The organism is Paracoccus sp. UBA5162 (assembly GCF_002413585.1).
In the GTDB taxonomy this organism is placed as follows: domain Bacteria; phylum Pseudomonadota; class Alphaproteobacteria; order Rhodobacterales; family Rhodobacteraceae; genus Paracoccus.
In genome coordinates this window covers 12511-30988 of the sequence record NZ_DHXG01000018.1, presented here as the reverse complement: position 1 = coordinate 30988, position 18478 = coordinate 12511, and the positions used below count along the sequence as shown (strand labels likewise).

The window sequence follows — 18478 nt, the reverse complement described above, 5'->3', positions numbered from 1 at the left end:
TCAGGGCCGCCGGATCACCGCATCGGCGCGGAGTTCCGCCAGATAGGCCTCGGCGGCCTCGTTGGCCTTGCGGTTGAAAAGATCCTCGCGCAGGGTTTCGCGGCTGGGCAGGCCGCCGAGGGTCGGGACCGCGTTCTCGACCCCGTCGGCGGGTCGCGCGGTGACCGGCACATCGGGTCCGGTGTCTGCCAGAAGCGCGGGCTGGCGCGAACACAGCATGACCAGATCGGCCGCGCCGCCGTAGCTCACCACCGCTGCCTCGTCCGGGTCGAGAGAGGCGAGCCGCGTCGCGATCAGCGTGGGAATCCGGTTCTGCGAAGCGGTCTGCCTGGCAATTTGCGCACCGGCCTGCGGCCCCGCCTGGACGTAGAGATCGTCGCAGGACCGGGTCCGGGCCGCCAGCGTCGCCGCCTCGCTGGCCGAATTCATCCGCAGCGTCATGTAGTTCAACACCTGTTCACGCGCGCCGGGGCGCAGCGTGCCCTGCGTGTCGCGCAGCAGGAACAGCACCACGGCGCCCTGCACCGTCAGCGGCCGGCTGACCTGTCCCGGTTGCAGCGCGGTCACGATCGGGCGCAGGCTGGGTGGCAGATTGTCCAGCGCGACCCAGTTCAGGCGTCCGCCCTGCGCCGCCGATCCGGCAGCCGAATATTGCCGCGCGGCGGCGGCGAACTGCGCTTCGGACGGGTTCGAGCCGGCGATCTGGCTGGCCCGCGCCATCGCCTGCTGTTCCTGGCCCGGGGGCGCCGGGATGACCAGTTCCGACAGCAGCACACGATTGACGACCGGCGTTTCGACCACGCGCTTCAGTTCCTGATCCAGTTCGGCGTCGCTGACCTTGATCCGGGGCAGCAGACGCTGGCGGATGACCGCCCGCCAGGCGACGCCCGCCTTGACGAAATCGCGATAGGCCTGCTGCTCGACTCCGGCGCGTTCCAGCGCCACGGTGAATTCGGCGGCGCTGAGACCGGCGCGGCTGGCGAATTCCTCGAGCCCGTTCTGCAGGCCTTCCTCGGTCACCTCGATGCCCAGTTGCTGGGCCGCATACATCCGCAGCCGGTCCTGGACCAGCGCGTCCTCGGCCGCTTTGGCATCGACGGCCGGCGCGCCCAGGATCTGCATGAAACGCTGGCGCTGGCCGACTTCGTAGCGGGTTACGGCCTTGTTGTTGACGTAGATCACCGGCTCGAACGGATTTTGCGCGGCCGCGGGCGCCGCTGCGCCGAAAGCCATCACCGCCGCGATGGCCAGGCCGGAAAGGATGTGCCGCATCTGCTGCCCCCAAATCTGTCTTTGGCGCGACACTAGCGCATGCATGTGCGTCGCGCCACCGTGCCCGACGCGTCATCGCTGCGTCCGAACCCGCCCAGCCGCACCGACAGGTCGAAGCTGGTTTCGGGGCGCACGCTGTCCGAGGCGGTGAAGCGCCGCGAGACACCCATTTCCATCGTCAGGCACTCGTTGCGATAGGCCAGATCCAGCGACGCGCTTTGCGCCCGGTCGGCCACGAAGTCGTAGCGGGTTTCCGCGTTGGCCCACCAGCCGCGCCTGACCTGCCAGCCGACATTGCCCGTCAATTCGCTGATATCGCTGTCCCGGCCCTCGGCGGCGTCGCTGTCGATCCACAGATGTCCGGCCGAAACCTGCAAATCCGGCCGCAGCAGGCCAAGCCGCAATTCGTTGCGCGAAATGTTGAAATCGTCGTCGAACAGGGCCCGGTTGGCGATCGCCAGCCCGTTGCCGCTGTCGTAATTCGCGGCCAGCAACCAGTCCGACCGCCGCCCGGCCAGCGGCGAATCGGGCGCGAAGGCCCGATCGGGACGGTTGCGCAGCACGCGGCCGGCGGTCAGGCCCAGCGACCAGCCGGTCGGATCGATCCGGGTCCAGCTGAGTCCCAGATTGGCCCTGAGTCCTGTCTCGCGGGCATCATAACCGGGAAAGCGGTTGTCCGAGAAAAGGTTGCCTTCGTCGAACTCGATCAGGCGACTGTCTTCGTTCGGGATCTCCTTGTCGCTGCCGGGCGGGCTCCACAGCAATTGGGCGACAGGTTCGACCAGATGGGTCGCGCCGCCGCTGCCGCCGATCAGCGGCCAGCGCAGTTCGACGCCGATCCGGGGGTCGACGCGGGTCTCGACATCGTCATATCGGCTGTCCTGCGCGATCCGGTAGAGATCGGCGTCCAGCCCCGCGATGGCCGCGCCGACAAGACCGCCCGGCAGGATTTCCTGCCGCCGCCAATCCAGCCCGACCGAGCCGCGCGCCACGTCCCGCCCGACCTGATCGGCATCCGACGGCCGACGATGGGCATGGGCGGACCATTCCATCAGTCCCTGGCCACCGATCAGATCCGGGACGAAGCGGCGCTGCCAGATCACATCGGCGACCTGCGCGGGCGAGGTGGCGTTGTTTTCATCGTCGCGCAGTGATTCGTAGTTCCCGACGCGGCCGAAGAACAGCTTTTCGCGGGTGATCCGCTCCAGCGAGATGCCGCTCCACAGCCGGTCGGCATCGGTAATGCCGTAATCCAGCAGATAGCCGCGATCGGAGGCCGCCTGGACCTGGATGCCCAGCCGGTAGCCGCGCGGCAGATCGAAGGCTGCATTGCCGAAAACATAGCCGCGCGTCTTGCCCGGCATGATGTCGTCTCGGCTGATCGCGCCGTTCCATTCGGTTACGCCACGTGCGAATGCCTGACGATAGCGCAATTCCAGCGTCCGCGTGCGATTGGCCGAAACATAGGGCGTGATGGTCAGATCCGCCTGATCGCCGAGGGTCTGGAAATAGGGGATTTTCACCCCGAAACCCAGATTCGAGGTCGTGCGGATTTCGGGCCGTAGAAAGCCCGATTTCCGATCGACCGTCGGGTCAGGCGCTGTGATCGTGAAAGGCGTTGCGGCAATGGGGATGCCGAAGGCGCGAAGCTGCGGGTTCTCGAAGGTGATCAGCCTGGTCTGGGCGTCATGCGTGATCGAACGGGCGCGGATTTCCCACAACGGGGTGGGATTCTGGGGGCTGACCAGACAGGCCGAGGCGACAACGCGGTCCAGCCTGGTGAATCGCCCCTCGCCGCTGCGGGTGGCCTGGCGTGCCGCCAGTTGCAATTCGCGGGCGATGATCAGCCGCGCGCCGCGGATGATCCCGTCCTGCAACTTGCGGTCAAGCTGCGCGGAATCGGCGATCACGATCGCGTCACGCCCGGGATCGGTGACGCCCGGGCGCGACAGGTGGATCGGGCCCTCGATGGTCAGATCGCCGCTGTCGCCGTTCACGATGATGCGCGAGGCAACGAGGCGCGCATCCTGATACCAGACCACCACGCCACCCGACGCGATCAGGGTATTGTCGGCCTGCAGGATCATCCTGTCGGCCAGCACCGTCGCCGCGTCTGCCGTGGCGCTGCTGGGTGTGAACGGCTGACCAAGGGAATCGCCGGTCGTATCGGGGGCCACCGATTGCAGCGGCGGCTGTTCGGGGGTGCGATCGCCAAGCACCATCCGATCGCTCAGCGGCGTGGCCAGGGGCGCAAGGGCGGGTTGCTGCGCGCTTAGCGTCGACAGCGGCGCGCCGCCCGCGCCCGAAACCTCGCCCGCGCCGCCGGTCGTCATCTGGGCCCAAATCGCGCCCGGCAGCAATGCAGCCGCGATCCCGGCCGTGATCGAAAGTCCTTTTCCGCGTGCGCCGATCATCCATCCTCCCGCGCCAGGATCACGCCCAGGGCCAGCAGCGCACCGACCAGCGGCGGCGCCCAGCCCGCCATGATCGGCGGCACCTGTCCGTTGTCACCCAGAATCTGCGCCAGATTGCGCAGAAAGAACAGCCCGATCCCGGCCCCGAAGGCGATCAGCACCGCAACGCCCGTATTGCGCCCGCGAACGTGGCGCATGGTAAAGGCGGCCGCGATCAGCACCATCGCCGCCATCACGAAGGGGCGGGCCAGTTCCATCTGGAACCAGACCTTGTGTCGCGCGGCCGAGAATCCGGCCCGCTCCAGCCCGGCGATGAAGCCCGGCAATTGCCAGACCGGAACCGCCTCGGGGCGGCCGAACCCGTCGCGAATCCGCTGCGCGGTCAGGTCCGAGGCCAGAGACAGGGTTTCGTCCGTTCGGGCCGAAGCCTCGGGGTTGGGCTGGTCCAGCGGATAATCTCGCGCGTCGCGCAAACGCCATTCGCCCGGCACCAGCTGCGCCTCGGCCGCCTCGATCCGCCGGTCCGGGCCGCTGCCCGCGCCGAAGACGAGGAAGGTGGCATCGTAGAGCGTGGTCGCATCGGGACTGGCGCGTCTGGCGCGGATGACGATCTGCCCGGCCTCCTTGCCGTCGCTGATCAGCGCCTGCCGCAGCCAGACTGCGCTGTCGCCCAGTGAAACCGTCTGACTGCCGTCGCGCTCGATCTCGGCCACGGCCCGGTCGAATCTGGCCCCGGTCGCCGCAACCATGGGGTTCAGCAGGCCCACCGCCAGCGCGCCGACCAGCCCGGCCGTCACTGCAGGCGCGGTCACGACCTTGATCCCGGACCTTCCCGAAGCCCGGATCGCGACCATCTCCGATGACCGCGCAAGCCCCAGAAACAGCGCGATCCCGGCCAGAACCGTGATCAGCGGCAGGATCGAATAGAAGGACGAGGCAATGTTCAGCGCCGCCAGCCGGAAGGCTCCGCCCAGCCCGATATCGCGCCCGGAAAAGCGGCGGATCATCTCGATCATGTCGATCAGCAGCAGGATCAGCAGGAACGCACCCGCGATCAGCAGAAGCCCGCGCAGAAAACGCCGGGCGACATAGCGCGCAAGGATCATGGCGCCGCCCCCGCCGCGCGTGCGGGCCCACGTAATCGCCGGGGTCGCGCCGCCAGCCACAACAGCGCGACCGAGATCGCCGCCCCGGCCAGGGCGGGCACATACAGAACCGGCCAGAGCCGCGGGTCGCGCCCGGCCTGATCGGCCGCGGCATTGCCCAGGAACTGAACCGCGATCAGGCACAGGATCGCCCAGAAGACCTGCCGCCAGACCCCGAATCGCGAATATCCGCCGATCAGCAGCGTGGCAAAGCCGATCATCGCCGCGACCGGCGACAGCAACGGCTTGGCGATCCGTTCATGCGCCTCGCGCAGCGATTCGGCGGCGCTGGCCCCGGTCGCCTGCAACAGCGCCGCATCGGGGTTCAGCAGCCGCCAGGTGCCGTAGTCGCGCAGATCGCGACCGCTGCGGGCGCGGTTCTGGAAAAGGCTGCCGATGTCATAGCGAAATTCGTCAAAGCGCGTCAGCGACAGCCGCCGGTTCTGGTCCCGGACCTGCAGGTTCTGGACCATGCCCGACAGCAGCACCAGCACAGGCCCGGTCGTGGCCCTGACGACCAGCGCCTCCTCCGAGGTATAGATCTTCTGGTCGGCGGGATCGCGCGCATCCTCGATGAACAGGTCCAGCAGGCGGCCGTCGCTGGCAATGTCGCGGATGAACAGCGTCACCCCGTCGGCCGGATACTGAAAGATCCCCGGACGCAGGAATTGGCCGGTGACATTCTCGGCCAGTTCGGCCTGCCGCTCGGCCAGCCGCGCCCGCGCCGCGGGCACGAGACCATGAACCAGCACCGCCACCATCAGGCCGACGAAGACGCCGAAGATCAGGACCGGACGCGCCAGCCGCCAGGGCGACAGGCCCGCCGCCTGCATCGCCACCATCTCGGACTCGCCCGACATGCGGTTGGTGCCATAGGCCGCCGCCGCGAAAGCCGCCACCGGCAGCACGATCGAGATGACCAGAGGCAGGGTCAGCGCGGTGAATTCCAGCACGACAAGGGCGGTCTGGCCATCGTTCAGAAGCTGATCGAACAGGTTGACCGCGCGATTGACCCAATAGACCGAAACCAGCACCAGGGCGAAAAAGCCGAACAGCGTCAGCAACTGGCTGAGGATATAGCGGTCGATCCGGGGCATCGGGGCGGGCGGGCTTTCGGCTGCGGTGTCGGGCCCTGCTTACCGGCTGGCGCGGCTCTGGCCAAGAGCCGGAAGCAGGACTAGGGTCCGATGCGAACAGATCGCCAGGAGGCCCGCATGACCCAGCCCGTCGAAATCGCCTTTACCGAAACCGCGCCCGGCACGCTGGCCACGCATGAGGGCCGGGTTGCGCTGATCGTCGCGCCCGGCGGGAATCTGCCAAGGGGCCTGCCGCGGTCGGCGCGGGCCGCCGCGCGGCGGGCGCTGGATTCTAAGGCCGGCAAGGCGCTGAAGCCGGGCGGGGCGCTGGAACTGGCCTTCCCCGCGGGCATGGCCGCCGAGGCGCTGCAACTGGTTTCGCTGCCGGCCCGCGCCTCGGCCGCCGAAGCCCGAAGGGCCGGCGCCGCCATCGGTGCGAAACTGGGCCGGACCCATACCCTGGTCCTGGCGGGGGCGCACAGGCAGGCCGCCGAGATCGCCCTGGGCCTGGCACTGCGCGGCTATGACTTTTCGGTCTACCGGACCGGTTCCGAAAGCGGCGATTCCGCTGCCGCCGAGAACAGCGAGACGCCGCCGCAAAGCCTGTCTCGTCAGGGTGCGGCCGGCGATGCGCGGCTGTCGGATGCCCAGACGCCGGGAGAGGCGACCGGCGACGACGGCGAGACGCCCGTTTCGGCCAAGGCCCGCGTGACCTTCATGGCCAAGAACCCCGAGGCGCTGGCCAAGTCGGCGAAGGACGGCGCCGCCGTGGCCGAGGGTGTGTTCTTCACCCGCGATCTGGTCAGCGAACCGGCCAACGTTCTGACCACCACGGATTTCGCCGACCGCCTCAAGGCGATGGAAGAGATCGGCCTCGACGTCGAAGTGCTGGACGAGGACAAGCTGGCCGAACTTGGGATGCGCGCGCTGCTGGCGGTGGGGCAGGGAAGCGCCTCGCCCTCGCAGGTGGTGGTTCTTCGCTGGAATGGCGGCGACAGGGATGCGGCGCCGCTGGCCCTGTGCGGCAAGGGCGTGGTGTTCGATTCCGGCGGCATCTCGATCAAGCCGTCGGCCGGCATGGAAGAGATGACCATGGACATGGGCGGCGCGGGGGTCGTGGCGGGCGTGATGCGCACGCTGGCCCTGCGCCGGGCCAGGGCCAATGTCGTCGGCCTCGTCGGTCTGGTCGAGAACATGCCCGACGGCGCGGCCCAGCGACCGGGCGACATCATCCGTTCGATGAAGGGCGATACGATCGAGGTCGTCAACACCGACGCCGAGGGCCGTCTGGTTCTGGCCGACGTCCTTTGGTATGCGCAGACCCGGTTCCAGCCCGCCGCCATCGTCGATCTGGCGACGCTGACCGGCGCGGTGATCATCGCGCTTGGCCATGACAATGCGGGCGTGTTCAGCAACGACGACGATCTGGCCGGCAACATTCTGGCTGCCGCGCGGGCCGAGGGCGAGGGCGCGTGGCGCCTGCCGCTGGGCAAGTCCTATGACGATCTGATCAAGTCGCGTCTGGCCGACATGAAGAATACGGGCGGCCGCGCGGCGGGCTCGATCACGGCGGCGCAGTTCCTGCAACGCTTCGTGCGCAAGGGCCAGCCCTGGGCGCATATCGACATCGCCGGCGTCGCCCTGCCGCCCTCGGCCACCGATCTGGCACCGAAAGGGGCGACCGGCTGGGGGGTGATGACGCTGGACCGGCTGATCCGCGACCGCTTCGAGGCCGAATGAGACGCGCGAGGCTGGCAGCCCGGACATGCGCCGCCGACAAGGAACCGGGCCTTCGCGCCGGCGCCCGACCCGGCGGCGTGCGCCGATCCGACAGCGGATGGTACCCGGTATCCTGAGCGATGGGAAACGCGCTGTTCTATCATCTCACCCGCTCGCCCGCCGAATCGCTGCTGCCGGTTCTCATCGGCAAGTCGCTGGCGGCGGGCTGGCGCGTGGAATTGCGCGGCACCGACCCCGAGCGCATGGACCAGCTGGACCGCCATCTGTGGCAGGGCGACGGTTTTCTGCCCCACGGTCTTGCCGGAGGCCCCCATGATGCACGCCAGCCGGTTCTGCTGACCGTCGCGGGACAGCCCGCCACCAACCGAAGCTCGTGCCTGATGGCGCTGGAGGGGGTCGAGGTCGCGGTGCAGGAGGTCCAGACATTGCAACGCGCCTGCATCATCTTCGATGGCGGGGACGCCGTCGCCACGACCCGCGCTCGCGACCAGTGGAAGGCGCTGACCGGCGCCGGCGTGACCGCCGAATACTGGTCCGAGGAAAGCGGCCGCTGGGAACGCAAACGCTGACCCGCGGATCCGCGCGGCGTGATTCGCGGCGGCGATCATCCGATGCCGGGGTGCCGTCCCTTGCTATGCCGGCCTCGGCGTCAGGCCGCCCTCATGGATCAGGAAATCGGCGATGGCATCGGCGCCCTCGGCCCGGCGCAGCGAAGCCATGATCACCGGACGGCAAGCACGCGATTGCCGCGCATCGCGTTCAAGCAGGGCAATATCGACGCCGACATGGGGCGCCAGGTCGATCTTGTTGACCACCAGCAGATCCGATCGCGCCAGGCCCGGGCCGCGCTTGCGCGGAATGTCCTGCCCGGCGGCGGTGTCGATGACATAGATCGTCAGATCCGCCAGTTCCGGGCTGAAGGTCGCCGCCAGATTGTCGCCGCCGGATTCGATCAGCACCAGATCCAGATCGGGAAAGGCCGCGTTCAGATCGGCGATGGCGGCCAGGTTGATGCTGGCATCCTCGCGGATCGCGGTATGCGGGCAGCCGCCGGTCTCGACGCCCCGGATCCGTTCCGCCGGCAGCACCTGCGCGCGCATCAGCGCCTCGGCATCCTCGCGCGTATAGATGTCGTTGGTGATGACCGCCATCGACAGGCGTTGCGCCAGCGCGCGGGCGAGCTGTTCGGTCAGGGTGGTCTTTCCCGCGCCGACGGGGCCGCCGATGCCGACGCGAAGGGGGCCATGATGGGTCATGATCGGAAAATCCTCGTCTGCATGGTCTCGTGCCGCATGGCGGCGATATCGGCGCCCCATGTCGCGCTGTGAAGCTCGGTTTCGCCGGCCGTCGATGCGCGATGCGCCGCGCGCAGGATCGCCGGCTGCAGCGCGGCCAGCATCGCCTGGCCCTCGACCGGGCCCAGCGGCATGAACCGAACCGCCGTGCTGATCAGCGCCGCCGCCTGCGCCTGAAGGTAGGCCGCGATGCTTTCCGTGTCCGGCAGCGGCATGTCGGCGCAGGCGCGTCCGAAGGCCACGGGCAGGGCGGCGGCGGGCAGCGCCTGGCCCAGGGCCGAGGCGTTGGCGGAAAACGCCGTGCCCTGTTCTACCGTCTCGGCCAACCGCTGCGCGCTTGGGCAGGTCGCGCGCGCCAGATCGTCAAGCGCGTCGTGGTCGGCATCCGCGCGCAGCGACAGCGCGACCAGAACCGCATCCGTCCAACCTGCCCCGTGTTCCAGCCAGTCGCCCAGCCATCCGGGCAGCGTGGCGCGCGTCGCCGCGCCCTGATCAATCGCCCATTCCAGTCCCTGCGACCAGGCGAAGCCGCCCACCGGAAAGGCGGGCGACAGGTATTGGGCCAGACGCAGCCGGGCTGCTTCAGGCGTGGTGATGATCATGATCGTGCTGGTCGTTATGGTGGTGGTGGCCGGGGCCTGCGGCGTGGCCGTGATCATGGCCGAAGGTGCGGCCATGGCCATAGGCGCCGCCTTCGGGGCTGAAGGCCAGACAGGCTTTCTCGATCTTCGCGCCAAGCTGGCGCAGCATCGCCTCCAGCACGTGATCCTGGCGGATGACCAGCCGATCGGGCTGGATTTGGCAGGGGGTGTGGCGGTTGCCGATATGCCAGGCCAGGCGTGGCAGGTCGCCCCGGATCAACAGCACCGGCTCTGGCGCGGCGCGCACGAGGATGCGGCGCCCGTCGGACAGATCGAACGCATCCCGATCATCGAGGCTGGTCACCTCGGCCAGATCGACCATGAAATCGCCCGCATCGCAGACCAGCCGCCTGCGACGCAAAAGCCGGCCTTCGTAATCCAGTTCCACCTGCCCGGCAAAGGGACCCTCGGCTTGGCGGATGATCTTGTGGGCATGGGTCATGGCGGCCTCAGAACAGGAAATAGCGCTGCGCCAGCGGCAGATCGGTGGCCGGTTCGCAGGTCAGAAGCTGGCCATCGGCGCGGACCTCGTAGGTTTCGGGATCGACCTCGATGGCGGGCAGGGCGTCGTTCAGCGCCATATCGGCCTTGCCGATGCCACGGGTTTCCGCGACCGCGATCAGGGTCTTGGACAGGCCCTCGCCCGCGCCGTCCTCCAGCCCGGCCCGGCTGACAAACAGCGCCGAGGCGCGGCCGGAATGGCCCCACATCGGCTGCGAATAGACCGGCTGGACCGGGATCGAGCCGTTCGGATCGCCCATCTGCGCCACGCAGATCTGGCCGCCGACCAGCACCATTTCCGGCTTGGCGCCGAAGAAGGCGGGCGACCACAGGACCAGATCGGCGCGCTTGCCCGGCGCGATGCTGCCGATATGGGCCGAGACTCCATGGGCCACCGCCGGATTGATCGTGTATTTGGCGATATAGCGGCGGGCGCGCAGATTGTCGTTCTGGCCCGTCTCGCCCTCCAGCCGGCCGCGCTGGACCCGCATCTTGTGGGCGGTCTGCCAGGTGCGGATGATGACCTCGCCGATCCGGCCCATCGCCTGACTGTCGGACGAAATCACGCTGAACGCGCCCAGATCGTGCAGGATATCCTCGGCCGCGATGGTTTCCCGGCGGATGCGCGATTCGGCGAAGGCCACGTCCTCGGGCACCCGGCGGTCGAGATGATGGCAGACCATCAGCATGTCGAGATGTTCCTCGATCGTGTTGCCGGTATAGGGCCGCGTCGGGTTGGTGGACGAGGGCAGGACATTGGTCATTCCGACCATGCGGATGATGTCGGGGGCGTGGCCGCCGCCCGCGCCTTCGGTGTGATAGGCATGGATGGTGCGCCCGGCGATGGCGGCCATCGTGTCCTCGACGAAGCCGGATTCGTTCAGCGTGTCGGTGTGGATCATCACCTGCACATCCATCCGGTCGGCGACCGACAGGCAATTGTCGATGGCGGCCGGGGTGGTGCCCCAATCCTCGTGCAGCTTCAGCGCGCAGGCCCCGGCGCGGACCTGTTCTTCCAGCGGTGCGGACAGGCTGGCATTGCCCTTGCCCGCAATGCCGATATTGACCGGCAGATCGGACACGGCCTCCAGCATCCGGGCGATGTGCCACGGTCCGGGCGTGCAGGTGGTGGCCAGCGTGCCATGCGCCGGTCCGGTGCCGCCGCCCAGCAACGTGGTGATCCCGGAATGCAGGGCGTGATCGACCTGTTGCGGACAGATATAATGGATGTGGCAGTCGAAACCGCCGGGCGTCACGATCTTGCCCTCGCCCGCGATGATCTCGGTTCCGGGTCCGATGATGATGGTCACGCCGGGCTGGGTGTCGGGGTTGCCCGCCTTGCCGATGGCGGCGATGCGGCCGTCCTTCAGCCCGACATCGGCCTTGACGATACCCTGATGGTCGAAGACCACGACGCCGGTGATGACGGTATCGACCGCGCCGCCCGCGCGGGTGATCTGGCTTTGCCCCATGCCGTCGCGGACGACCTTGCCGCCGCCGAATTTCACCTCTTCTCCGGGGATGGTCAGGTCGCGCTCGACCTCGATCAGCAGCTGGGTATCGGCCAGGCGGATGCGGTCGCCGGTGGTCGGGCCATACATCGCCGCGTAGTCGGCGCGGGACAGGGTCTGCGCCATGCTACAGTGCCCCCATGATGTCCTGGCGGAAGCCCTGCACCACGCGCTTGCCGGCATAGGGGATCAGGCTGACCTCGCGCGACTGGCCGGGTTCGAACCGGATGGCGGTTCCGGCCGGGATTGCAAGGCGCATCCCGCGTGCCGCCCGACGGTCGAAATCCAGCGCCGGGTTTGTCTCGGCAAAGTGGTAGTGGCTGCCGACCTGGATCGGGCGATCGCCGGTATTGGCGACCATGATCGCCACCGGATCGCGGCCCTCGTTCAACACGATCTCGCCCGCTGCGACGAGGATTTCGCCCGGCACCATCATCCTAAACTCCGAAAGCCAGCATCAGGCCGGCCACGGCCGTTCCGCCGCCCAGACCGCGCAGCAACGCGCCTGTCCGGATCAGCCTGCCCGCCTGAATACCCGCCAGGTGCAGCGCCGATGTCATCAGCGCGAAACCGGCCGCATAGGCGATCAGGCCCTCGGCCGGCGCCTCGGCGCCATGCGCCCAGCCATGGGTGAAGCCGAACAGCGCAGCGCCCGGCAGCAGAACCGCCAGCGGCGGCCTTGCAGCCATCGCCACGAGCGCGACCAGAACCACGACCGAGGCAAGGATCATCGGCTCGACCCCCGGAAAGCCGAAGCCGGCATGGCCCGCCACGCCGCCTGCGACCATCGCGCCGACGAAGCTCAGCGGCAGCGCCAGCAGGGCGCGACCCCCGATCTGGGCGGCCAGCAGGCCGACGGCGATCATTGCCAGCATGTGATCGGCGCCGCTGACCGGGTGGATCAATCCGCCAAGGAACCGACCCTGATCGCCGCCGCCATGGGCAAGGGCGGTCCGCGGCACGAGCAGCGTCGCGGCAATGATGAGAAATCGTGTCATGTCAGACCTCCTGCCGGATCGGATGGTGGACGGTGACCAGCTTGGTGCCGTCGGGAAACGTCGCCTCGACCTGCACCGTTTCGATCATCTCGGGCACGCCGGCCATGCATTGTCCGGCGGTGATGACATGGGCCCCGGCCTGCATCAGATCGGCGACACTGCGGCCGTCGCGGGCGCCTTCGACCACGAAATCCGTGATCAGCGCGATGGCTTCGGGATGGTTCAGCCTGACGCCCCGGGCCAGGCGGTTGCGGGCGACCATGGCGGCCATCGAGATCAGCAGCTTGTCGCGTTCGCGCGGAGTCAGGTTCATCTCAGATCTGCCAGGTGCGAGGAAGCGGAGCGGGACGAAGGACGGCCAGAAGCCGGATGATCTGCCGCCGCAGGGGCCAGCCATCGGCGGCCAGCAGCCGCAGGACCAGCCGGCCGGGCGGCGCGCTGGCCGCCGCCGTGACGCCGGGTTCGTCCAGAACCGCGCGGGCAGAATGCAGCAGATCCGGCGCGTGATCCGCCACGATCGCCAGCGAGGCCATCGCGCGGGCGCCATCCAGCATTGCCGCATGGTCACGTCGCGTCAGCGCCGCATCATCCAGCGCCAGCGTGTCGTGATGCAGCAGACGGCCCTGCCGGCGAACGATCCGACGGTCGCGCAGATGCAGGCGGCGCAGCGTCTCGCCCATCGCCAGCCGGCCCAGAATGACCGTTTCCAGCAACATGCAGCCCGCGCCCGGCGCCAGATCGACTTGGGTCACGCGGTTCAGCCGGGCGCCGTCGAACAGGATCGTCTCTTGCGGCAGCCAGTCCAGCCAGCCGCCTTCGCCGACGCTCAGCGCGACACGCGCCTCTGCCGGCGGGCCCTCGGCGCGATAGGCGCGCTCGGCCGTCTGGGTGGTCGCCAAGGCCCTGCTGCCGGGCCGCAGATCCACCGCGAAGGACAGATCGTCCCCCGAGGCAAGTCCGCCCGAGGTGTTCAGAAAGACGATCTCGGGCAGGCCGGCGGTCACACGCGGCAGGATCGCCCTGGCCGAGCCCGATTGCGCCAGATCCAGCAGCCCCGTCGCCGCCATCGCGACGCGGGCGCGGCCGCGGCTGCGCTGCATGGGAAAAACCTGGTGGCCTGCATCGAACATGATCGGAAAGGGCGCCGCCTCGTGCACAAGGTCAATGCGCGACTTCGGGCCTCTGCCCCTCTGAAAGGCAAAATCCCGTTCGCTGCATCCGTCTGCGGCGATGTGCCCGGGAATTGGGCAGCGTTGCGTCAGCCAGACACCGCGCGCAGCAGGCGCTTGCGGGACGGGGGGATCGCCGCGACCTCGACGCCGGTAAAGACGTGCATGGTCTGCATCGCCGGATCGACGACCGCATGATCGCTGACCCAGCCTCCCATCGCCAGATAGCTGCGCAGCAAGGGTGGCATCGCCGCCATCGCGCGGCGCGGATCGGGCTTGCGCAGGCGCAGGGCGCGGGCGAAACGGAACACCTTGGGTGCCTTGACGCGCGGCAGCCAGCGGCGCGGGGCAAGGTGGCGCTCCTTCAGCATCGCGAAGGCTTCGGCGTGGTCGTCGGGTTCGGTCCCTGTGAAGCTGGAACAGCCGAACAGCATCTGGGTGCCGGTCTCGTCCACATGACGGGTGATCGCGGCCCAGGCGGTGCGGATGATGTCGGGATCTCGCGTCTGCGGATCAACGCAGAAGCGGCCCAGTTCGATCATCGGGCCGTCAAAGCGTTCCAGCGCCCCGAGATTGTAGAATTGCGCGGAATAGGAACGCCCGATCCGGGATCCGTCCGAGAGCGGCAGAAAGCGGAAGCAGCAGACGAGCCGGTGATCACGGATATCCTCGATCAGCACATGACGGTAGCGGGCGTCCAGATCGTCGGCATCCCTTTCGCTGCTTGCCGAAGCGCCGTTTCGCGACAGAAAGCATATCCAGCGCAGCCGCTGCGCCGCGTGCAGATCGGCCTGCGTTTCGGCCATTCTGGCCAGATAGCGTCCCTTGGCGAAAGGCTGCATCCTGCGCTTGTCCCGTCTGTCGCGCCACTGGGTCTAGCCCAATCATGTGTCGGTTTGGCGAAAGCGCAATATCGAAGCGGTGATTTTCCGGCGCTGCGCGGTCTATTCCGGGGAACCGCCGCCGCCGCGCCTGTCGTGCGGGCTGTCGCCCAGCACGTCCTCGACATAGAGCCGCTGGATCAGGATGATCGAGACCAGCAGCAGCGGCGTTGCCAGAACGACACCGAACAGGCCGAACATGCTGCCGAAGGCCACGATGGCCAGAACCGTCAGGACCGGCGGCAGATGGGCGGCGTATTTCTGGATCATCGGCATCAGGATATTGCCCTCGATCTGCTGGATCACCAGGAACAGCAATGCCACGTAGAGGGCCTGATCGACGCCCTGCGTCAGCGCGAACATCACCGCCGGAACGCCTGACAGGAACGGGCCGACCACCGGAATGATATTGGTCAAACCGGCGATCAGACCCAGCAACAGCGCCAGCGGAACACCCAGCAGCCACAGCCCGGTCCCGGTCAGCAGCGCCACCACCAGCATGTCCAGCGCCTGTCCGCCCATCCAGCGCCCCAGCGAACGGCCGCATTCGTCAAGCACGCTGCCCGCCCGTTCGCGGTAGCCAAGCGGGACCAGCCGCAAGAAACCGCTGCGATAGCTGGGTGCGTCAAGACCCAGAAAGATCGCCATGATCAGGATCAGGACAAGATTGGCCAGCCCGCCGAAGATGGTGGTGACGGTGCCCTTCACATAGCCGAAGATCGACGGGATGCTGCCCGTGGCCCCGCCGCCGCCGTCCATGCCGTCGCCGATGCGGCGTTCGACGAACTGGGCGATGCTGCTCTGGTCCAGCCAGTCGCTGATCTGCTGCCAGGCATCGGGCAGGCTGCTCAGCAACTGGCTGAATTGCTTCGAGACGGCCGGACCCACGGCGCTGAACAACGCGGCGAACAGGGCCACGAAGGCCGTGGCCGTCAGCAGGACACCGGGCTTGAAGCCCAGGCCCAGGCTGCGGTGCAGCACCGCCGCGCCTGCGCGCAGCGCGATCGCGACCAGAATCGCGGCAAACCCCATCAGCAGCACGCTGGACCAGGTCCAGGCCGCCAGCAGCAGCAGCACGAGGGCCAGGACCGCGACGATGGTGGCGAAGGGAACGTCGTGGCGCCTCGACAGGCTTGGCTTGTGGTGGGGATCCTGTCTGTCGCGCGGCTCTGTGCTCATGCCGGGTTCCTTCGGTGGCGTGACGATCTGGGCCAAGGACTAGCATGTTTTGGCGCACCCGACAGTGCCGGATCCGCCGCCGCGCCGTCATGGCCGCTGGTCCTTGCCGGGCGCGGGCAAGCCTGCTAACCGGACGCGGATTCATTGCCGCGGGCCCCAGCCGCCTGCCATCAGACAAGGTAGAACAGACATGGCCATCGAACGCACCCTTTCGATCATCAAGCCCGACGCGACCCGGCGCAACCTGACCGGCAAGATCAACGCCAGGTTCGAGGAGGCCGGCCTGCGCATCATCGCGCAAAAGCGCATCAAGCTGTCGCCCGAACAGGCCGGCAAGTTCTACGAGGTCCACAAGGATCGCCCCTTCTATGGTGAACTGGTCGAGTTCATGGCCTCCGAGCCGGTGGTCGTGCAGGTCCTGGAAGGCGAAGACGCCATCGCGAAGAACCGCGACGTGATGGGTGCCACCAACCCGGCCAACGCAGAAGAAGGCACGATCCGCAAGGAATTCGCCCTGTCGGTCGGCGAGAATTCGGTCCACGGCTCGGACGCGCCGGAAACCGCGAGGGAAGAGATCGCCTTCTTCTTCTCGGGGTTGGAACTGGTCGGCTGAACAGCCGGACGTTCAACACTCTCGGGAAAGGGGCCTTCGCGGCCCCTTTTTCCCTTTCGGGAACCAGCCGCCGGGCCGATCATTCCGCGACGCGGCACCCGCGGCCCGGCGCCGCCCCTGTCCCGGGGCTGCTGGCGCGAGTTGCGGCTGCCGCCGCCGCAGGCTAAGTCTCTTTCGGGGATTGTCAGATCAGGGGGCCGCGATGCGCGCATTCGTTTTTCCGGGCCAGGGGGCGCAGACCATCGGGATGGGGCGCGAGTTGGCCGAAACCTATCCGGCCGCGCGCGATGTCTTCGATCAGGTGGACGAGGCATTGGGCGAGAAGCTGTCGGACCTGATCTGGAACGGCGATATCGAGACCCTGACCCTGACCCAGAATGCCCAGCCCGCGCTGATGGCGACCTCGATGGCGGCCTTCCGGGCGCTGGAGGCCGAGGGGATCAACATCCAGGACGCGAATTTTGTGGCCGGTCACTCGCTGGGCGAATATTCGGCGCTTTGCGCGGCGGGCTCGCTGACGCTGGAGGATACCGCGCGCCTGCTGCGCCTGCGCGGACAGGCGATGCAGGAGGCGGTTCCCGTGGGACAGGGCGCGATGGCCGCGATCCTGGGGCTGGATTTCGAGACGGTTGAGCGGATCGCCCGCGACGCCGCGGGCGACGAGGTGGTCGAGGCCGCCAATGACAACGACCCTGCGCAAGTGGTCATTTCCGGCCACAAGGAGGCGGTCGAGCGTGCCGCCGAGGCGATGAAGGCGGCCGGGGCCAAGCGGGCGATGATGCTGCCGGTCTCGGCCCCGTTTCACTCGATGCTGATGCAGCCGGCCGCTGCGGTGATGGCCGATGCGCTGGCCGGGGTCGATATCCAGCCGCCGGCCGTACCGCTGATCGCCAATGTCCGCGCCGAAGCCGTGATCGAGCCCGGCGCGATTCGGCGACTGCTGGTCGAACAGGTGACAGGGACCGTCCGCTGGCGAGAATCGATCGCCAACATGGCCGAGGCGGGTGTGTCGGAATTCTGGGAGATCGGGGCGGGCAAGGCCCTGTCGGGGATGATCCGGCGCATCGCGCGGGACGCGACCGTGCGCAATATCGGCGTTCCGGCCGATGTCGTCGCGCTGCGGGGCTGACCGGTCTGATCGGGTATTTGAACAACGAAGAAGAGGCAGGAATGTTCGATCTGAGCGGGAAGAATGCATTGGTGACGGGCGCCTCGGGCGGGCTGGGCGGAGCCATCGCTGCCGCCCTGCACGCGGCCGGCGCGAACGTGGCGCTGTCGGGCACGCGCGAGGAACCGCTGCGCGCGTTGGCCGACGGGCTGGGCGATCGGGCCTTCGTGGTGCCCGCCAACCTGTCGGACCCGGAGGCCGTCGCGGCCCTGCCCAAGGCGGCGGCCCAGGCGATGGGATCGGTCGATATCCTGGTCAACAATGCCGGGATCACGCGCGACAACCTGTTGATGCGCATGTCGGACGAGGAATGGCAGCAGGTCATGCAGGTGAACCTGACCAGCGTCTTCCGGCTGAGCCGCGCGGTGCTGCGCGGGATGATGAAGGCGCGGTGGGGGCGGATCGTCAGCATCACCTCGGTCGTGGGGCAGACCGGCAATCCGGGGCAGGGCAACTATGCCGCCGCCAAGGCCGGGCTGGCCGGCATGTCGAAAAGCCTTGCCTATGAGGTGGCCAGCCGGGGCATCACCGTCAACTGCGTGGCGCCGGGCGTCATCGAGACGGCGATGACCGGCAGGTTGAACGAAGCCCAGAAAGGCAAGCTGCTGAGCCATATCCCGGCCGGGCGGATGGGTACCCCGGACGAGATCGCGGCCGCGGTGCTGTATCTGGCCAGTCGCGAGGCCGGCTACGTCACCGGCGCCACGCTGCATGTCAATGGCGGGATGGCGATGGTCTGAGCCCGCTCTGGCCGGCCTGTGCCGCGCTGCAACGCGGCGCGGAAATCCATGGAAAAGCGGTTGCATGGGGGCTCATGGGTGCTATATGCCCGCCTTTAGCAGCAGGGAAACCGCCCTGTGCTGGACCGGGCCTTT

General features: G+C 68.1%; 19 protein-coding genes. 5 read left to right on the top strand and 14 right to left on the bottom strand.

From position 1 onward, the window contains the following. From B4A72_RS02180 to lptF, 4 genes are read right to left on the bottom strand one after another with little or no spacing between them, the layout of a single operon-like run. Complete coding sequence (locus B4A72_RS02180; protein ID WP_292978031.1) at positions 1 to 1272, bottom strand: peptidylprolyl isomerase; 1272 nt, start codon at positions 1270 to 1272, stop codon at positions 1 to 3. Positions 1273 to 1304: 32 nt separating this feature from the next. Continuing rightward, positions 1305 to 3686 (bottom strand): LPS-assembly protein LptD, encoded by a 2382-nt coding sequence (locus tag B4A72_RS02175; protein WP_292951844.1) that lies wholly within the window; start codon positions 3684 to 3686, stop codon positions 1305 to 1307. After that, positions 3683 to 4792, bottom strand: a complete 1110-nt coding sequence (gene lptG / locus B4A72_RS02170) for an LPS export ABC transporter permease LptG (RefSeq protein WP_292978030.1) — start codon at positions 4790 to 4792, stop codon at positions 3683 to 3685. The genes B4A72_RS02175 and lptG overlap by 4 nt, the downstream gene beginning before the upstream one ends. Then, on the bottom strand, positions 4789 to 5928 hold the full coding sequence (gene lptF, locus B4A72_RS02165; protein ID WP_292951850.1) for an LPS export ABC transporter permease LptF: 1140 nt from the start codon (positions 5926 to 5928) through the stop codon (positions 4789 to 4791). Before lptF ends, lptG begins: the two co-directional genes overlap by 4 nt. A 117-nt stretch (positions 5929 to 6045) precedes the next feature. Here lptF and B4A72_RS02160 point away from each other — a divergent pair, with 117 nt between their 5' ends. Together B4A72_RS02160 and B4A72_RS02155 are read left to right on the top strand one after the other, a co-directional pair. Then, entirely contained in the window at positions 6046 to 7647 is a 1602-nt protein-coding gene (locus B4A72_RS02160) for a leucyl aminopeptidase (RefSeq protein WP_292951853.1), read from the top strand. A 119-nt stretch (positions 7648 to 7766) separates the two neighbouring features. Then, complete coding sequence (locus tag B4A72_RS02155; RefSeq protein ID WP_292951856.1) at positions 7767 to 8216, top strand: DNA polymerase III subunit chi; 450 nt, start codon at positions 7767 to 7769, stop codon at positions 8214 to 8216. Positions 8217 to 8279: 63 nt separating this feature from the next. Here B4A72_RS02155 and ureG read toward each other — a convergent pair whose 3' ends face one another. The 10 genes from ureG to B4A72_RS02105 all read right to left on the bottom strand — a co-directional run bounded on the left by ureG (position 8280) and on the right by B4A72_RS02105 (position 15822). Further along, positions 8280 to 8903, bottom strand: a complete 624-nt coding sequence (gene ureG, locus B4A72_RS02150; protein ID WP_292951859.1) for an urease accessory protein UreG — start codon at positions 8901 to 8903, stop codon at positions 8280 to 8282. Beyond that, complete coding sequence (locus B4A72_RS02145) at positions 8900 to 9601, bottom strand: urease accessory protein UreF (protein ID WP_292951862.1); 702 nt, start codon at positions 9599 to 9601, stop codon at positions 8900 to 8902. The genes ureG and B4A72_RS02145 overlap by 4 nt, the downstream gene beginning before the upstream one ends. Continuing rightward, entirely contained in the window at positions 9525 to 10025 is a 501-nt protein-coding gene (locus tag B4A72_RS02140; protein WP_292951864.1) for an urease accessory protein UreE, read from the bottom strand. Before B4A72_RS02140 ends, B4A72_RS02145 begins: the two co-directional genes overlap by 77 nt. A gap of 7 nt (positions 10026 to 10032) precedes the next feature. Continuing rightward, entirely contained in the window at positions 10033 to 11721 is a 1689-nt protein-coding gene (gene ureC / locus B4A72_RS02135) for an urease subunit alpha (RefSeq protein ID WP_292951867.1), read from the bottom strand. Position 11722: 1 nt separating this feature from the next. Beyond that, the gene (locus B4A72_RS02130; RefSeq protein WP_292951910.1) at positions 11723 to 12028 is read right to left on the bottom strand and encodes an urease subunit beta; all 306 of its coding nucleotides are present in this window, start codon (positions 12026 to 12028) and stop codon (positions 11723 to 11725) included. A gap of 4 nt (positions 12029 to 12032) precedes the next feature. After that, the gene (locus B4A72_RS02125) at positions 12033 to 12593 is read right to left on the bottom strand and encodes a HupE/UreJ family protein (RefSeq protein ID WP_292951869.1); all 561 of its coding nucleotides are present in this window, start codon (positions 12591 to 12593) and stop codon (positions 12033 to 12035) included. 1 nt (position 12594) lies between these two features. Then, positions 12595 to 12906 (bottom strand): urease subunit gamma, encoded by a 312-nt coding sequence (locus B4A72_RS02120; RefSeq protein WP_292951871.1) that lies wholly within the window; start codon positions 12904 to 12906, stop codon positions 12595 to 12597. 1 nt (position 12907) lies between these two features. After that, positions 12908 to 13723: an urease accessory protein UreD gene (locus B4A72_RS02115; RefSeq protein ID WP_414692483.1), complete on the bottom strand. Its 816-nt coding sequence runs from the start codon at positions 13721 to 13723 to the stop codon at positions 12908 to 12910. A gap of 128 nt (positions 13724 to 13851) precedes the next feature. Then, positions 13852 to 14604 carry a GNAT family N-acetyltransferase gene (locus tag B4A72_RS02110; protein WP_292951875.1) on the bottom strand — a complete coding sequence of 251 codons (753 nt, stop codon included), beginning with the start codon at positions 14602 to 14604 and terminating at the stop codon, positions 13852 to 13854. A gap of 102 nt (positions 14605 to 14706) precedes the next feature. Beyond that, positions 14707 to 15822, bottom strand: a complete 1116-nt coding sequence (locus B4A72_RS02105) for an AI-2E family transporter (RefSeq protein ID WP_292978028.1) — start codon at positions 15820 to 15822, stop codon at positions 14707 to 14709. Positions 15823 to 16012: 190 nt separating this feature from the next. Here B4A72_RS02105 and ndk point away from each other — a divergent pair, with 190 nt between their 5' ends. From ndk to fabG, 3 genes are all read left to right on the top strand, one after another. Beyond that, positions 16013 to 16435, top strand: a complete 423-nt coding sequence (ndk, locus tag B4A72_RS02100; protein ID WP_292951879.1) for a nucleoside-diphosphate kinase — start codon at positions 16013 to 16015, stop codon at positions 16433 to 16435. Between the two features lie 202 nt (positions 16436 to 16637). Continuing rightward, positions 16638 to 17564 carry an ACP S-malonyltransferase gene (gene fabD / locus B4A72_RS02095; protein WP_292951881.1) on the top strand — a complete coding sequence of 309 codons (927 nt, stop codon included), beginning with the start codon at positions 16638 to 16640 and terminating at the stop codon, positions 17562 to 17564. A gap of 41 nt (positions 17565 to 17605) precedes the next feature. Then, entirely contained in the window at positions 17606 to 18343 is a 738-nt protein-coding gene (fabG, locus tag B4A72_RS02090) for a 3-oxoacyl-[acyl-carrier-protein] reductase (RefSeq protein ID WP_292978027.1), read from the top strand. The last annotated feature ends 135 nt before the right edge of the window (positions 18344 to 18478 follow it).

Excerpts from the sequence above, each read along its gene's own strand:
- B4A72_RS02120 (WP_292951871.1), bottom strand. The coding sequence starts at position 12,906 with ATGAACCTGACTCCGCGCGAACGCGACAAGCTGCTGATCTCGATGGCC.
- ureC (WP_292951867.1), bottom strand. The coding sequence starts at position 11,721 with ATGGCGCAGACCCTGTCCCGCGCCGACTACGCGGCGATGTATGGCCCG.
- B4A72_RS02155 (WP_292951856.1), top strand. The coding sequence starts at position 7,767 with ATGGGAAACGCGCTGTTCTATCATCTCACCCGCTCGCCCGCCGAATCG.
- B4A72_RS02130 (WP_292951910.1), bottom strand. The coding sequence starts at position 12,028 with ATGGTGCCGGGCGAAATCCTCGTCGCAGCGGGCGAGATCGTGTTGAAC.
- B4A72_RS02160 (WP_292951853.1), top strand. The coding sequence starts at position 6,046 with ATGACCCAGCCCGTCGAAATCGCCTTTACCGAAACCGCGCCCGGCACG.
- B4A72_RS02125 (WP_292951869.1), bottom strand. The coding sequence starts at position 12,593 with ATGACACGATTTCTCATCATTGCCGCGACGCTGCTCGTGCCGCGGACC.
- B4A72_RS02105 (WP_292978028.1), bottom strand. The coding sequence starts at position 15,822 with ATGAGCACAGAGCCGCGCGACAGACAGGATCCCCACCACAAGCCAAGC.
- B4A72_RS02175 (WP_292951844.1), bottom strand. The coding sequence starts at position 3,686 with ATGATCGGCGCACGCGGAAAAGGACTTTCGATCACGGCCGGGATCGCG.
- lptG (WP_292978030.1), bottom strand. The coding sequence starts at position 4,792 with ATGATCCTTGCGCGCTATGTCGCCCGGCGTTTTCTGCGCGGGCTTCTG.
- B4A72_RS02110 (WP_292951875.1), bottom strand. The coding sequence starts at position 14,604 with ATGCAGCCTTTCGCCAAGGGACGCTATCTGGCCAGAATGGCCGAAACG.
- fabG (WP_292978027.1), top strand. The coding sequence starts at position 17,606 with ATGTTCGATCTGAGCGGGAAGAATGCATTGGTGACGGGCGCCTCGGGC.
- fabD (WP_292951881.1), top strand. The coding sequence starts at position 16,638 with ATGCGCGCATTCGTTTTTCCGGGCCAGGGGGCGCAGACCATCGGGATG.
- B4A72_RS02140 (WP_292951864.1), bottom strand. The coding sequence starts at position 10,025 with ATGACCCATGCCCACAAGATCATCCGCCAAGCCGAGGGTCCCTTTGCC.
- lptF (WP_292951850.1), bottom strand. The coding sequence starts at position 5,928 with ATGCCCCGGATCGACCGCTATATCCTCAGCCAGTTGCTGACGCTGTTC.
- B4A72_RS02115 (WP_414692483.1), bottom strand. The coding sequence starts at position 13,723 with ATGTTCGATGCAGGCCACCAGGTTTTTCCCATGCAGCGCAGCCGCGGC.
- B4A72_RS02180 (WP_292978031.1), bottom strand. The coding sequence starts at position 1,272 with ATGCGGCACATCCTTTCCGGCCTGGCCATCGCGGCGGTGATGGCTTTC.
- ureG (WP_292951859.1), bottom strand. The coding sequence starts at position 8,903 with ATGACCCATCATGGCCCCCTTCGCGTCGGCATCGGCGGCCCCGTCGGC.
- B4A72_RS02145 (WP_292951862.1), bottom strand. The coding sequence starts at position 9,601 with ATGATCACGGCCACGCCGCAGGCCCCGGCCACCACCACCATAACGACC.
- ndk (WP_292951879.1), top strand. The coding sequence starts at position 16,013 with ATGGCCATCGAACGCACCCTTTCGATCATCAAGCCCGACGCGACCCGG.